At 64.0% G+C, this 16,028-nt stretch carries 5 protein-coding genes and 1 riboswitch; of the genes, 4 read left to right on the forward strand and 1 reads right to left on the reverse strand.

The genetic code is table 11. From position 1 onward, the window contains the following. The first annotated feature begins 14 nt into the window (after positions 1–14). Entirely contained in the window at positions 15–8,750 is an 8,736-nt protein-coding gene (locus BZG29_RS03030; RefSeq protein WP_366928695.1) for a glucoamylase family protein, read from the forward strand. A 325-nt stretch (positions 8,751–9,075) separates the two neighbouring features. On the opposite strand, the gene BZG29_RS03040 is transcribed toward BZG29_RS03030, so the two are convergent. Next, a complete protein-coding gene (locus BZG29_RS03040) occupies positions 9,076–9,651 on the reverse strand; it encodes a TMEM165/GDT1 family protein (RefSeq protein WP_077398800.1) in 576 nt (191 codons plus the stop codon). Positions 9,652–9,660: 9 nt separating this feature from the next. Next, a riboswitch (yybP-ykoY riboswitch) is annotated at positions 9,661–9,842 on the reverse strand. Between the two features lie 145 nt (positions 9,843–9,987). On the opposite strand from BZG29_RS03040, the gene BZG29_RS03045 reads away from it, so the two are divergent. The 3 genes from BZG29_RS03045 to BZG29_RS03055 all read left to right on the forward strand — a co-directional run bounded on the left by BZG29_RS03045 (position 9,988) and on the right by BZG29_RS03055 (position 16,019). Further along, positions 9,988–12,381, forward strand: coding sequence for a M1 family aminopeptidase (locus BZG29_RS03045; RefSeq protein ID WP_077398802.1), 2,394 nt, complete (start codon positions 9,988–9,990; stop codon positions 12,379–12,381). Positions 12,382–12,499: 118 nt separating this feature from the next. Continuing rightward, positions 12,500–14,359, forward strand: coding sequence for a M1 family metallopeptidase (locus tag BZG29_RS03050; protein WP_077398805.1), 1,860 nt, complete (start codon positions 12,500–12,502; stop codon positions 14,357–14,359). A 22-nt stretch (positions 14,360–14,381) separates the two neighbouring features. Continuing rightward, entirely contained in the window at positions 14,382–16,019 is a 1,638-nt protein-coding gene (locus BZG29_RS03055; RefSeq protein ID WP_077408935.1) for a serine hydrolase, read from the forward strand. Positions 16,020–16,028 lie beyond the last annotated feature (9 nt).

Here is a 16,028-nt window from a genome sequence, read left to right on the forward strand (position 1 = left end):
CAGACTGGGCCAGCGTGACGGCGGTCGCCGGCTGCCTGCGCGCACCTAGCGAGGCCAAGTTGAAAGAGTACATAGCAGTTGTCACGCAGCAGATCAAGGAACAGATTTCTAAAGTTAAAGAAATCTTCCGCGACCATTCCCTTGCACCGGAAACCTTCGACGCCGCGCGCGACGATGCCTTGCCCTTGCGTTCCGAACTATTCAGCGCCATGCAGATGGCGGCCCACGGCAAGCACGTGGCCGCTGGCCATGCGGTGGGACGGCATCATGGGCGCGACCGCCTGCTGGCGCGCCTGGCCGACAATGCGGCCCTGATCACGGCCACCGTCAACGAGCTGACGGCGACTGTCAAAAGCGGGCGCCAGGTCACGCCCGCTTCGGAATGGCTGCTCGATAATTTCTATCTGATCGAAGAGCAGATCCGCACCACGCGGCGCCACCTGCCGAAGAACTACAGCAAGGAGTTGCCACGCCTGACTTCCGGCGCGGACGCGGGCTGCCCGCGCGTGTACAAGATCGCGCTGGAAATCATCTCGCACGGCGATGGCCGCGTCGACCTGGAAAACCTGTGCCACTTCGTCGAGGCTTACCAGGACGTGGCCACCTTGACCCTGGGTGAACTGTGGGCCGTGCCCATCATGCTGCGCCTGGCCCTGATCGAAAACCTGCGCCGCGTCGCCGCGCGCGTGGCCGACGACCGCATGCAGCGCGACCTGGCCAATACCTGGGCCGACCAGATGACGGAGATCGCCGAACGCAATCCCAGCGGCTTGATCCTGCTGGTGGCCGACATGGCCCGCTCGAATCCGCCGATCACCAGCGCCTTCGTGGCCGAACTGTCGCGCCGCCTGCAGGGACAGAGTTCCTCACTGACCCTGGCGCTGTCGTGGCTGACGCACAAGCTGGCCGAGTCGGGCCTCACCATCGAGCAGCAGATTCAGGCCGAAATCGGGCAACAGGCGGCCGACCAGGTATCGATCGCCAACAGCATCGGCAGCCTGCGTTTTCTCGGCACCATGGATTGGCAGGAATTCGTCGAGACCATGAGCGTGGTCGAGCAAACCTTGCGCCTCGATCCGGCCGGCACGTATGGCTTGATGGATTTCGCCACGCGCGACAGCTACCGCCACGCCATCGAACGCATCGCCAGGCGCAGCGCGCGCAGCGAAGTGGAGGTGGCCGAGATGGTGGTGCAGCTGGCGCACACGCACGGCAACGGCAATGACGCGCGCCGCGGCCACATCGGCTTTTACCTGGTGGGGCGCGGCGTGCTGGTGCTGGAAAAACAGGCCGGCGCGAAGCTGCCCTTCATCGAGGCGCTGCAGCATACGGCGCGCGCGGCGCCGCTGGCCGTCTATCTGGGCGCGATCTCGTTCCTGACCCTGGCGACGAGCGCCTTGCTGCTTGAGCGCGCCGTGCGCCATGGCGTGCAAGGCTGGCCCCTGGCGGCGCTGGGTGCGCTGGCGCTGCTGGGCAGCAGCCAGCTGGCCGTGGCCGTGGTGAACTGGCTGGCGACCCTGATGACGTCGCCGCATCCGCTGCCGCGCATGGATTACAAGGCTGGCATTCCGTCGGATGCGCGCGGCATCGTCGTGGTGCCGACCCTGATCTATAGCCAGGACAACGTGGCGGCCCTGTGCGAGGCGCTGGAAGTGCGTTATCTGGCCAACCGCGACCCGAACCTGCGCTTTTGCCTGCTGACGGACTTTGTCGACGCGCAGGCGCAAGCGATGCCGGGCGACGACGCCCTGCTGCGCCAGGCGCAGGACATCATCCGCGGCCTGAACGAGAAATACCGCGTGGAGGGTGTCGCGTTCAAGGAAAACGGCGATCCGGCCGACCACGAAGAGCTAGGCCATGTGGGGCCGTTCCTGCTGCTGCACCGTCCGCGCCTGTGGAATTCGCAGCAGAATGCGTGGATGGGACAGGAGCGCAAGCGTGGCAAATTGTCCGATCTGCACGCGTTCTTGCGCGGCGGCGCGCGCGACAGATTCTCGCTGGTGGAAGGCGAGTTGCGCGGCCTGCGCACGATCAAATACGTGATCACGCTCGATACGGATACGCAGTTGCCGCGCGATGCGGCGCGCGAATTCATCGCCACCATGATGCACCCGCTGAACCGTCCCGTGCTGGACGCGGCCGGCACGCGCGTGGTGGCCGGTTACGGCATCCTGCAGCCGCGCGTGGCCGTGGCGCTGCCCAGCGCGAATGCGTCGCGCTACGAGCTGCTGTGCGGTGGCGAGCCGGGCATCGATCCTTACACGCGCACCGTGTCGGACCTGTACCAGGACGTGTTTTATGAAGGCTCCTTCATCGGCAAGGGCATCTATGACCTCGACATGTTCGAGCGCGTGCTGGGCCAGCGCCTGCCCGACAATAAAATCCTCAGCCACGATTTATTGGAAGGCTGCTACCTGCGCGCCGGCCTGCTCAGCGATTCGCAACTGTACGAGGAATACCCGGCCCGCTATGACGCCGACGTCAGCCGCCGCCAGCGCTGGATACGCGGTGACTGGCAGCTGCTTGGCTGGCTGCTGGGCCGGGTGCCGGGCCGCGCCGGCAAGCGCGAACGCAATCCCCTATCGATGCTGTCGCGCTGGAAGCTGTTCGACAACCTGCGCCGCAGCGTCGTGGCGCCAGCTACCACCTTGTCCCTGTTGCTGGCGTGGGGCTTTTTGCCGCACGTGGCCTTCTGGAGCGCAGCGGTCCTGGCCATCATCTTCCTGCCGCCCGTGTTTTCCGCCTTGTACGATTTGCTGCGCAAACCGCGCGATACCCTGTGGCGCCAGCATCTGGCCGCCTTCGAGCGGCGCTGCGGCGTGCAGTTTTCGCACGCCATGCTGACCCTCGTCTTCCTGCCGTACGAAGCGTGGATCAGCCTGGACGCCATCGTGCGCACCCTGTGGCGCCTGGGCGTGTCGCACAAGCACTTGCTCGACTGGCGGGCCTCGAATTTGCACAATTCTTCCGGCTCGCAGGCCGACAGCTGGCGCGCCATGTGGTGCTCGCCCGCGCTGGCGCTGGCCGCCTTCGGCGCCTTGCTGGCCTGGCGCCCGCAAGCCTTGCCGGCCGCCGCCGTGGTACTGCTGTTGTGGCTCGTCGCACCTGCCATCGCCTGGTGGATCAGCCGCCCCATCGAGCGGGCCGTGGCGCGCCTGTCGGCCGAGCAGGGTCGTTTCCTGCACGGCGTGGCGCGCAAGACCTGGGCGTACTTCGATACCTTCGTCGGTCCCGATGATCACTGGCTGCCGCCCGATAACATGCAGGAGCATCCGAACCTGGTGGTGGCGCACCGCACCTCGCCGACGAATATCGGCCTGGCGCTGCTGGCCAATCTGACGGCCTACGATTTCGGTTATCTCACCCTGGGCCAGCTGATCGAGCGCAGCCGCGCCACCCTGCACAGCATGGGCGAACTGGAACGCTTCCAGGGCCACTTCTATAACTGGTACGACACGCAAACGCTCAAGGCGCTGCAACCGATGTACATCTCGACGGTCGACAGCGGCAACCTGGCCGGCCATCTGCTGACCTTGCAGCCGGGACTGGTGGAACTGTACGACGCGCCCATCATCGGCGCGCAGGTGGTGCAGGGCATCCGCACGACGGCACAGGTGCTGCAGGAATTCATCGCCGCCGAAGGCGAGGGCAAGGCCATGCGCGACAGCATGAGCCTGCTGCAGGCAGCGGCAAATCCCGCCACCCTGGTCGAATGGCATGCCTACCTGGGCGTGGTGAATGGCGCGGCCGACGCGCTGCTGTCGCTGACCCTGCAAAGCGAGGATGGCGAACTGTCCATGTGGGCGGGTGCGCTGGCGCGTCAGTGCCGCGCGGCGCTGGCCGAATTGCTGCAACTGGCGCCGTGGGCGGGGCAGGCGGATGTCGATGCGGCGTGGCTGCGCGTGCCGACCCTGCGTGAACTGGCGAACCTGGAAACACCGGAAGGCCTGCCTTCCGAGCTAGCTGCCTTGCTGGCGCAGGGCCGCGACCAGGCGGGCCGCCACATGCGCGACATCGCCCACGCGGCGGGCCAGGCGCGCGACTTCGCGCAGATCGAATACGGCTTCCTGTACAACCCGTCGACCAAACTGCTGGCCATCGGCTACAACGTCAGCGAACGGCGCCTGGACCCCAGCTACTACGATTTGCTGGCCTCCGAAGTGCGCCTGGCCAGCTTCATCGCCATCGCCCAGGGGCAGCTGCCGCAGGAGCACTGGTTCGCCCTGGGCCGCCAGCTGTGCATGGTGGCGGGCCAGCCCGTGCTGCTGTCGTGGAGCGGCTCGATGTTCGAGTACCTGATGCCGCTGCTGGTGATGCCGAATTATCCGAACACCCTGCTCGACCAGACGTACCACTCCGTCATCGAGGCGCAGATCGATTACGGACGCCAGCGCGATGTGCCGTGGGGGATTTCCGAGTCCGGCTACAACACGGTCGACGCCAGTCTGAATTACCAGTACCGCGCGTTTGGCGTGCCTGGGCTGGGCTTGAAGCGGGGCCTGGCCGACGACCTGGTGGTGGCGCCGTACGCCAGCATGATGGGCCTGATGGTGCAGCCGGAGGCGTCGTGCCAGAACCTGCAGCGCATGCAGGCGGCCGGCTACATGGGCCGATACGGCTTCTTCGAGGCCATCGATTTCACCACGGCGCGCCTGCCGCGCGGGCAGGGCAGCGCCATCATCCGCTCCTTCATGGTGCACCACCAGGGCATGGGTTTCCTGGCCCTCAGCTACCTGCTGCACGACCGCCCGATGCAGCGCCGTTTCGAGTCCGATCCGCTGCTGCAATCGGCCTTGCTGGTGCTGCAGGAACGCACGCCGCAGGCCGGCGCATTTTACTCGAACACGGCCGAACTGGCGGTGCTGCGCAGCGGCGTCCCCGAACAGGCCATGCCGATGCGCATCCTCACGCAAGCCAACAGCGCCGTGCCCGAAACGCAGCTGCTGTCGAATGGCCGCTACCACGTCATGGTGAGCAATGCGGGCGGCAGCTACAGCCGCTGGAAAGACCTGTCCGTGACGCGCTGGCGCGAGGACAGCACGCGCGATAACTGGGGCAATTTCTGCTATCTGCGCGACCTTGACGACGGCGCCGTCTGGTCCACCATGTACCAGCCGACCCTGGCCGAACCGAAGAAATACGAGGTGATTTTTTCGGAAGGACGGGCGGAGTTCCGCCGCGCCGACCATGGCCTGGATCTGTACACGGAAATCGTCGTCTCGCCCGAGGACGACATTGAAATCCGCCGCACGCGCATCAGCAATAATTCGAACCGCCAGCGGCGCATCGAGATCACCAGCTTTGCCGAAGTGGTGATGGCGCCGGCGGCGGCCGATGCGGCCCATCCCGCGTTCAGCAAGCTGTTCGTGCAGACGGAAATCCTAGCGCATGAAAAGGCGATTTTATGCACGCGCCGGCCTCGCTCGAAGGATGAGCAGATGCCGTGGCTGCTGCATGTGATGACCGTGCACGATATCGAGCGCTACGAAGTCTCGTTCGAGACGGACCGTGCGCGCTTCATCGGCCGCGGCAACACGGCGCAACTGCCGCAGGCGCTGCAGGAAAGCGGGCCGCTAAGTGGTGGACACGGTTCCGTACTCGACCCCATCGTGGCGATCCGCTACGTCATCACGCTGGCTCCCGACCAGGCTGTGACGGTCGACAGCGTGACGGGCATGGTCGAGCAGCGCGACGCGGCCCTGCACCTGATCGACAAATACCAGGACCGCCACCTGGCCGATCGGGTGTTCGAACTGGCCTGGACGCACAGCCAGGTGGTGCTGCGCCAGTTGAATGCCAGCGAAGCGGACGCGCAGCTGTATGCGCGCCTGGCCAATGCCGTGATTTATCCGAATGCGGCCCTGCGCGCCGAGGCCAGCATCCTGATCAAGAACCAGCGCGGCCAGTCCGGCCTATGGGCGTATGCCATTTCCGGCGACTTGCCCATCGTGCTGCTGCAGATACGGGATTCGGCCAATATCGAACTGGCGCGCCAGATGGTGCAGGCGCATGCCTACTGGCGCCTGAAAGGGCTGGTGGTGGACCTGGTGATCTGGTATGAAGAGCAGTCGGGCTACCGCCAGCTGCTGCACGACCAGATCATGGGCCTGATCGCCTCGGGCATCGATGCGCAGGCGATCGACCGCCCGGGCGGCATCTTCGTGCGCCTGGCCGAACAGATCGCAAATGAAGACCGCATCTTGCTGCAATCGGTGGCGCGCGCCATCATCAGCGACCTGCGCGGCACCCTGGCCGAGCAGGTCAAGCGTCCGCCGAGTCCCGTGCTGCGCATGCCGCCGCTGTTGCAGGACCCGGCCCGCGACCACGGCGGCGTGCCGCACCGGGCGCCAAGGCGCGAGCTGATCCTGGAAAATGGCCTGGGCGGTTTCACGCCCGACGGGCGAGAGTATGTGATCACCACGGGAGAGAATAAACAGACGCCGGCGCCCTGGTCGAACGTGCTCGCCAATCCGCAATTCGGCACGGTGGTGTCCGAAGCCGGCCAGGCGTATACGTGGAGCGAAAATGCGCATGAATTTCGCCTCACGCCATGGCAGAACGACCCCGTCTCCGACCTGTCCGGCGAAGCGTTTTACGTGCGCGATGAGCAGAGTGGCAAGTTTTGGTCGCCCTCGTCCCTGCCGGCGCGGGGCAGCGGCGACTACGTGACGCGCCACGGTTTCGGCTACAGCGTGTTTGAGCACAGCGAAGGTGGCATCGCTACCGAATTGTGCACCTATGTGGCGCTCGATGCGGCCATCAAATACTCGGTGATCAAAGTACGCAACGACAGCGGCGTGCCGCGCCGCCTGTCCGTTACGGGCTATGTGGAATGGGTGATGGCCGACCTGCGCGCCAAGTCCGGCATGCACGTGGCCACCGAAGTCGACACGATCAGCGGCGCCCTGTTTGCGCGCAATAACTACAACACGGAGTTTTCGGGCCGGGTCGGCTTTTTCAATACGGACGCCAGCATCCGTTCCATCACTTGTGACCGCAATGAATTCATCGGCCGCAACGGCAGTCTGGCGCAGCCAGCCGCCTTGCGCCGTGTACGCCTGTCCGGCAAGGCGGGCACGGGATTGGATCCGTGCGCGGCGATCCAGGTGCCATTTGAACTGCAGCCGGGGCAGGAGCGCGAAATCGTCTTTCTGCTCGGCGTGGGCGGGCGCCGCAATGCGGATGCCAGCACCATGGTGCAGCGCCATGCGGGCAAGGAAGAGGCTCGCATGGCGCTCGACGCCGTGCGGGCGCACTGGGAAAGCACCCTGGGGGCCGTGCGCATCGAGACGCCCGATCCATCGCTCGATGTGATCGCCAATGGCTGGCTGATGTACCAGACCATCGCCTGCCGGTTGTGGGCACGCAGCGGCTATTACCAGTCGGGTGGCGCCTACGGTTTCCGCGACCAGCTGCAAGATGCGATGGCCATGATCCACACGGCGCCGCAGCTGCTGCGCAAGCACTTGCTGCTGTGCGCGGCGCACCAGTTTGTCGAGGGCGACGTGCAGCACTGGTGGCATCCGCCGTCGGACCGGGGCGTGCGCACACACTGTTCCGACGACTATCTGTGGCTGCCGCTGGCTGCCTGCCGCTACGTGATCGCCACGGGCGACGTCAACGTGCTGTCGGAAGTGGCGCCCTTCATCGAGGGGCGCGCCGTCAAGCCGGAAGAGGATTCGTATTACGACTTGCCCGTGCGCTCGGGCGAGTCGGCGGACCTGTACGAACACTGCGTGCGCGCCATCCGCCACGGCTTGCGTCTGGGCGTGCACGGCTTGCCGCTGATCGGCTCCTGCGACTGGAATGACGGCATGGACAAGGTGGGCGAACATGGCAAGGGCGAGAGCGTGTGGCTGGCCTTCTTCCTGTACGAAGTGCTGCAGCGTTTCGCCGAAGTGGCCGTGCTGCGCGGCGATGCGCCGTTTGCCCAGTTCTGTCGCGATGAAGCCGTGAAGCTGGCGGCCAGCGTCGAGGAACATGCGTGGGATGGCGAATGGTACCGGCGCGCCTATTTCGACGACGGCACGCCACTCGGCTCGCACACGAACGAGGAATGCCAGATCGATTCGATTTCGCAGAGCTGGGGTGTACTGTCGGGCGCGGCCGACAGGGAACGGGTCGCCGGCGCCATGCGCCAGGTCGATGCACGCCTGGTGCGCCGCGATTCGGGTGTGATCCAGCTGCTCGATCCGCCGTTCGATAAATCCAGCCTGAATCCCGGCTATATTCGCGGCTATGTGCCGGGCGTGCGCGAGAACGGCGGCCAATACACGCATGCGGCCATCTGGACGGCAATGGCGTTTGCCCGCCTGGGCGACGGCGACAAGGCGTGGGAACTGCTGCGCATGATCAATCCCGTGCGCCACGGCGTTGACGCGCAGGCGGTGCAGCGCTACAAGGTCGAGCCCTACGTGGTGACGGCCGACGTGTATGCCGTGGCACCCCACGTGGGACGGGGCGGCTGGAGCTGGTACACGGGATCGTCGGGCTGGCTGTACCGGCTGATCGTCGAATCTCTGCTCGGTTTGACGCGCGAAGCGGACGTGCTGCGCGTGGCGCCGGCCATGCCGGCCGAGTGGGACAGCTTCAAGTTGCATTACCGCTTCGGCGCCAGCAGCTATGCCATCACGGTGGAGCAGGCGCAGGGACGGCCTGCGGGATTGTCGCTCGATGGCGTGGCGCAGGGGGGCAACAGCATCGCCCTGCGCGACGAGGGCCGCGAGTACGCGGTGCTACTGCTGGTTTAATCTTGCCGCCGTACCTGCCACGTATCGTATTCGGGCCGGCGCCTGCCAAGCAGCAGGATCAGCCCGGTGCCCAGCAACAGCAGGTCGCGCGTGCGTACTGCGGGCTCGGATTGCGTTGCTGACTGAGGGGGCGTAGGTGCCGCCGTGGCAGCGGGCAACTGGCTTGCGCAGGCGGCCATGCACAGCGCCGCCATTTTTCCATTCAAATGCATAGAATCCTCAAGAAAGCGCGGTGACCACCAGGTGGTGCCGCGCCAGTGTTCATGTCGGTGATATTGTAATTATAGACATGAACATTGTAAATGGGAAATTATTTAGGGCTGAGTCAAAACCCCAGGGCCGCGCCCGCGCCCAGCAGGGTGGCCACGCCCAGCACGGCAAAGACCAGCGCCGCGATGCCGTGCACGAGGCGCAGCGGGACGCGGTTGGCGATCCTGTCGCCCAGGTAGACGGCCGGCACGTTGGCCAGCATCATGCCGAAGGTGGTGCCCAGCACGACGGAAACAATGTCGTGGTAGCGCGCCGCCAACGCCACCGTGGCGACCTGCGTCTTGTCACCCATTTCCGCCATGAAGAAGGCGATCAGGGTGGTCAGGAAGACGCCATACTTGGTCAATTTGGTTTCGTCTTCATCGAGCTTGTCGGGGATCAGGGTCCAGGCGGCCATGGCCAAAAAGGAGACGCCCAGCACCCAGCGCAGCACGTCGGGCCCCAGCATGCTGGTGATCCAGGCGCCGACGGCGGCGGCGAACGCGTGATTGGCGATGGTGGCGACGAAAATCGCCAGCACGATGGGCAAGGGCTTGCGGAATTTGGCGGCCAGCAAAAAGGCCAGGAGTTGGGTTTTGTCGCCGATTTCAGCGAGACCGACGATGCCGGTGGAGATGAGGAATGCTTCCATGAGATTGCAAGAGGTACGCGGGCCGGACGAATTAACCAATGATCCGCGGACGACTCCGGCCCATGCGGCCGCCCTGGATCAATGGTCTCGTCAAGTTTTACAACCACCTGCACCATGGCCTGCGGGCCAGTTATGTTGATACAGGTTCCCGCGGCAGGACCGCAAGACGACTACTCCCCAATGTTCGAGGCGCATCATACGCCAATGCCCGCGCCGGCGCCAGTGCCGGCGCGGGATGCTGCGGTCTGGTGTGTGGGACTTCGACAACAATGATCGATTTGCAAACAGACTCGACTTAGAATGCAGTCTGTCCACGACTCCCAGATGGAATGCGCCATGCCGGTCCTTGCCCGCTTGCTTGCCTTGTGTTTGACCTTGTTTGCTCCCTTGTCCGGCCTGTGCGCCGCGGCGCCCTTCGACGACAAGTTCCGCCAGCTCGAAGAATTGCTGCCCACGCCGAATGCTTACCGCACGGCGTCCGGCGCGCCAGGCCACGCCTACTGGCAGCAGCGCGCCGATTACGTGATCCGCGCCACACTCGATGAGGCACGGCGTGCCATCACGGCCAGCGAGCAGATCATCTATCACAACCGCTCGCCCGACAGCCTCGCGTATCTGTGGCTGCAACTGGACCAGAATGGCTTGCGCCAGGATGCCGACCAGCGCCGCGTATTGAGCGCGCCCTCGCGCCAGGCCTGGCTAAGTGGCAGCGAAGAGGAGGCGCTGAAATTCGAGGACTTGCGCGCCATCCATGCGGGCCGCGAATTTGACGGCGGCTTCAAGCTCACCGCCGTGAAAGGGGCCAGTGGCAAGCCGCTGCCGTATGTGGTCAACCAGACCATGCTGCGTATCGATTTGCCGGTGGTGCTGGCGCCCGGCCAGAGCATCACGTTCAACATCGACTGGTCGTATCAGATCAATGACCAGAAGGTGCTGGTCGAACGCTCCGGCTATGAATATTTTGAAGACGACAAGAACGCTATTTTCCAGATCGCGCAGTGGTTTCCGCGCATGGCCGCGTATTACGACGCCGTCGGCTGGCAGCACAAGCAATTCCTCGGCTCCGGTGAATTCACGCTGGAGTTTGGCGACTACGAGCTGTATCTGACGGTGCCGGGCGACCACGTGGTGGCTGCCACGGGCGAGCTGCAAAATCCAGCCGCCGTGTTGAGCGCGGCGCAGCGCGAGCGCCTGGCGCGGGCGAAAAACAGCGATACGCCGCTGCTGGTGATCACGCCGGAAGAGGCGCTGACGGCGGAAAAGGGCAAAGCCACGGGCATGAAAACCTGGCACTTCAAGGCGGCCAATGTACGTGACGCGGCGTGGGCCTCGAGCCGCAAGTTCATCTGGGATGCGCAAGGTTTGAATAGCGGCGGCAAGCGCGTGATGGCCATGTCGTACTATCCGAACGAAGGCAACCCCTTGTGGCAGCAGTACAGCACGCGCGCCGTCGTGCACGCGATCGAGCAGTACAACAAGTACAGTTTCGACTACCCGTATCCGAACGCGATCTCCGTCAACGGCGCCGTGGGCGGTATGGAGTATCCGATGATCTCGTTCAATGGCGGGCGCCCCGTGAAGGACAAGAAGACGGGGGAACGCACGTATTCGAAGACGACCAAGTATGACCTGATCGGCGTGATCATCCACGAAGTGGGCCATAATTATTTTCCCATGATCGTCAACTCGGACGAGCGCCAGTGGACGTGGATGGACGAGGGCCTCAATTCCTTCCTGCAGTACCTGGCCGAGCAGGCGTGGGAAGAGCATTTTCCGTCCTGGAATGGCGAGCCGCGCAAGATCGTCGACTACATGCGCAGCCAGAACCAGGTACCCATCATGACCAATTCCGAGTCCTTGCTGCAGTTCACGGCGAACGCCTACGACAAGCCTGCCACGGCGCTCAACATCCTGCGCGAAACCATCCTCGGGCGGGAACTGTTCGACTTCGCCTTCAAGCAGTACGCCTTGCGCTGGAAGTTCAAGCGCCCGACGCCCGCCGACTTTTTCCGCACCATGGAAGACGCTTCCGGCACCGACCTGGACTGGTTCTGGCGCGGCTGGTTCTATACCACCGATGCGGTCGACATCAGCATCGACGGCATCAGCGAATATGGCGTGAGCACGAAGAATCCGGAAGTCGAGAAAGCGTGGAAGAAGGCGCAGAAGGCGGCGCAGCCGATATCGATCTCGGACCAGCGCAACAAGGCGCTGCCGAAGAAGGTCGACCTCGATCCCGCGCTGAAGGATTTCTACAACCAGCACGATGACTTCACGGTCACCAACAAGGACCGCAACAGCTATGCGGAGGAGCAGGAAACGCTGGAACCGTGGGAGAGAAAGCTGCTGGAACAGCACAACATGGGCAAGCATCTGTACCTGGTCGATTTTTCGAATCTCGGTGGGCTGGTGATGCCGCTGATCCTGGAAATCGAATTGAAAAGCGGCAAGAAGATCGTCGAGCGCGTACCGGCCGAAGTATGGCGCTATGCGCCGCACAAGATCAGCAAGGTGATCGTCACGGACGAGCCGATGGTGGGGCTGGTGCAGGATCCGTACTGGGAGACGGCCGACATCGACATCGGCAACAACGCCTGGCCGAGAAAAATCACGCCATCGCGCCTGGAGCTGTTCAAGCAGGACCGCGACAAGAACAACCTGATGAAGGATTTTAATGTGCCGCTGAAGGTACCCGAGGCCAAGGCCGAAGCCAGGCCGGAAGAAAAATAGGGATACAGCGCCGGCCAGTCCGGCGCTTTTTCTGCCAGGTCTGCGCCGGAAGTGCTATTCTGCGCGACGCCCCGGCGCACACGGACCGGGGCTTTCGCAAATCATTCAAAAGACGACCATGCAAACTTTGACCTTCCTGCGCGCGCTGGGCTGTGCGCTACTTTGCCAGGTGACCCTGGCCGCGCACGCCGATCCCCTCAGCTACGCGCGCTACGACCAGGTGCGCACGCGCGACCTGCAGCTGGACCTGAAAGCCGACTTCAAGCAAAAGACGCTCTCCGGTTATGCCGAGCTGTCCTTGAACTGGATCGATCCGGCGGCGCGCACCCTGGTGCTCGATACGCGCGACCTGTCGATCGCGAAGGTGCAGGTACAGGACAAGCGCGGCGCGTGGCAGATGGCGCCGTACCAGCTGGACAAGGCCGACCCGGAAATGGGCCAGGCGCTGCGCATCACCACCACGGGCCAGCCGGGCAAGGTGCGCGTCTACTATCACACGGCGCCGAACGCCATCGCGCTGCAGTGGCTCACGCCGCAGCAGACCATGTCGGGCAAGCTGCCCTTCATGTTCAGCCAGTCGCAAAGCATCAATGCCCGTTCGTGGGTGCCGTCGCAGGATACGCCGGCCGTGCGTTTTACCTATAGCGCGCGCATCGATGCGCCAGCGGGCATGCGCGTCGTGATGAGCGCCGAGAATGAAGAAAAGGCGACGGGCAAGGGCGGCTGGAAATTCAGGATGCCGCAGCCGATTCCTTCGTACCTGCTGGCCATCGCCATCGGCGAACTGGAAGTGCGTAAACTCGGTCCCCGTTCCGCCGTATATGCCGAGCCGCCGCGCATCAAGGCGGCCGAGTACGAGCTGGCCGACACGGAAAAGATGATCCAGGCGGCCGAAGCGCTGTATGGCCCATATGGCTGGGGACGCTATGACATGATCGTGCTGCCGCCATCGTTCCCCTACGGCGGCATGGAAAACCCGCGCCTGACCTTCCTCACACCGACCATGATCGCGGGCGACCGCAGCCTGGTCGACCTGATCGCGCATGAACTGGCCCACTCGTGGTCGGGCAACCTGGTCACCAACGCGTCGTGGAAGCACATGTGGCTCAACGAAGGCTTTACCACCTACGTCACCACGCGCATCGTCGAACAGCTGTATGGCAGCGAAGTGGCGCAGATGGGCGTGCAGGTCGACCAGGAAGAACTGGCCGCCTCGATCCGCGAATTACCGGCGGCGAAAACGGCGCTGATCACGCGCGACGCGGACGCCAATCCGGCGGAAACGTACACGGACGATGGCATCATCTACCCGAAAGGCGCCTGGTTCCTGGCCACCATGGAGCGCCGTGCCGGTCGCGCCGTATTCGATCCCTTCCTGCGCGGCTGGTTCGACCAGCATGCGTTCCAGAGCGTGACGACGGAGCAGTTCGTCGCCTACCTGCGCAAGAACCTGCTGGCGCAGCATCCGGACGTGATGCCGGAAGCGGAACTCGATGAATGGCTGTATGGCACGGGCGTGCCGGCCAGCGCGCAGCGCGTCGTCTCACCGCGCCTGGTGCTGCTCGACCAGCATCGCGACGCCTGGCTCAAGGGGGAGCTGGCGACGAAGGACCTGGGCATGGACAAGTGGATCGCCATCGAATCGATGCACTTCCTGAACGACATCAACAACAAGGCCAGCGCGGCGCAAATGCGCGAACTGGACCAGGTCTACGGCGTGGGCAAGAGCGGCAACAATGAAGTGGCTTACCGCTTCTACCTGGCCTCCGTGAACGCCGGCTACGACGTGCGGCAGCCCTTGCAGGCATTCCTCATGAGCGTGGGCCGCCAGAAGTTCGTCGTGCCCCTGTACAGTGCTTTGATGAATACGCCGCAAGGCCATGCCTGGGCCAAGGACGTGTATGCGCAGGCGCGCGAACGCTACCACCCGGTGACGCAGGAAAGCGTCGATAAATTGATGGCCGCGCAAGCGCATTGAACCTTCTTTGGATATCCTGATCATGCATACCATGAACCGTCTCGCCGCCGCCATCGTGCTGGCGTTTTCCAGCATCGCCGTGCCGGCGCTGGCCTTTGACGCCGCCCCCGTCGTTGCCGCTGCACCGGCGCCCGCGCCTGCCTTCGATCTTGAGCGCGACGTCGCCACCGCCCTGAAGGTGTTCGACGTGCCCGGCATGGCGATCGCCATCGTCAAGGATGGCAAGGTCATCATCGCCAGGGGCTTTGGCGTCCGCAAGCTGGGTGAACCGGCCGCCGTCGACGCGCAGACCCTGTTCGAAGTGGCATCGAACTCGAAGGGCTTCACGGCCGCCGCACTGGCCATGCTGGTCGACGAGGGCAAGCTGGCCTGGGACGATCCCGTCACCAAGCATCTGCCCGGCTTCCAGATGCACGATTCCTACGTGACGGGTGCCATGACCATCCGCGATTTGCTGACGCACCGCAGCGGCCTGGGACTGGGCGCGGGCGACTTGCTGTGGTGGCCGACCACCACGTTCAGCACCGACGAGATCATCGAGAAGCTGCGCTACATCCGCCCGGCCACGAGTTTTCGCAACAGCTATGCCTACGATAACCTGCTGTATATCGTGGCCGGCAAGATCATCGCCGACAAGGCGGGAAAAAGCTGGGGCGAGGCCATGCATGAACGCATCCTGGCGCCGCTGGGCATGACGGGCACCACCACCAGCCTGCTTGAAAACGCGGGCAATCCCGACGTCGCCAGTGCGCACAGCAAGATCGACGGCAAGATCGCCGCCGTCAAGTCCATGCCCGTGCCGAACGCCGTGGGCGCCGTCGGCATCAACACGAATGCGGAAGATATCGCCAAGTGGATGATGGTGCTGCTCGACGGTGGCAAGATCGCCGGCGTGAAGGACAGGGACGGCAAGGATGCGCGCCTGTTCAGCGAAAAGCAGGGCCGCGAAATGTGGACGGCGCAAACGCCGATTAAGATTTCCGAGCCGAAGCCGGCGCTGGCCGCGACGAAACCGAATTTCAGCGCATATGGCCTGGGCTTCCAGCTGCGCGACTACAAGGGCATGAAAGTGGCCATGCACGGCGGCGCGCTGCAGGGATTTTATTCGCGCGTGGTGATGGTGCCGGAAGCAAAGCTGGGCGTGGCCATTCTGACCAATGCGGAAAACGGCGGTTCCATGACGGCGCTGCAATGGCGCATCCTCGACCATTACCTGCAGGCGGCGCCATCGGACTGGCTCGCGCTGGTGGCCAAGGTGGAGCAGGACCAGCATGCGGAGGAAGTCAAGAAGCAGGGCAAGGCGTCGAGCGCGCGCGCAGCCAAATCGCAGCCGTCGCTGCCGCTGGCGGCGTACGACGGCGAGTACGAGGATGCCTGGTATGGCAAGGTCGTGATCAAGCCCGAGGGCAAGAAGCACATCCTCAGTTTTACGCGCACGCCGGACCTGACGGGCGAGCTGGAACACTGGCAGCACGACACCTTCATCGTGCGCTGGAAAGAGCGCAATTTCAACGCTGATGCGTACGTGACGTTCTCGCTCAATCCCGATGGCAGTATCGACCGCGTGAAGATGGCGCCCGTGTCGGCCGAGACGGATTTCAGCTATGACTTCCAGGACTTGAGTCTGGTGCCGGTGAAGGCGAAGGAAGGCAAGAAGTAAAAGCAGAAG

It is taken from the genome of Janthinobacterium sp. LM6, from assembly GCF_002002885.1.
Classification (GTDB): domain Bacteria; phylum Pseudomonadota; class Gammaproteobacteria; order Burkholderiales; family Burkholderiaceae_D; genus Janthinobacterium; species Janthinobacterium kumbetense.

Bases quoted from the DNA above. Each gene is read 5' to 3' on its own strand.
- BZG29_RS03040 (WP_077398800.1), bottom strand. From the start codon at position 9,651: ATGGAAGCATTCCTCATCTCCACCGGCATCGTCGGTCTCGCTGAAATC.
- BZG29_RS03045 (WP_077398802.1), top strand. From the start codon at position 9,988: ATGCCGGTCCTTGCCCGCTTGCTTGCCTTGTGTTTGACCTTGTTTGCT.
- BZG29_RS03055 (WP_077408935.1), top strand. From the start codon at position 14,382: ATGCATACCATGAACCGTCTCGCCGCCGCCATCGTGCTGGCGTTTTCC.
- BZG29_RS03050 (WP_077398805.1), top strand. From the start codon at position 12,500: ATGCAAACTTTGACCTTCCTGCGCGCGCTGGGCTGTGCGCTACTTTGC.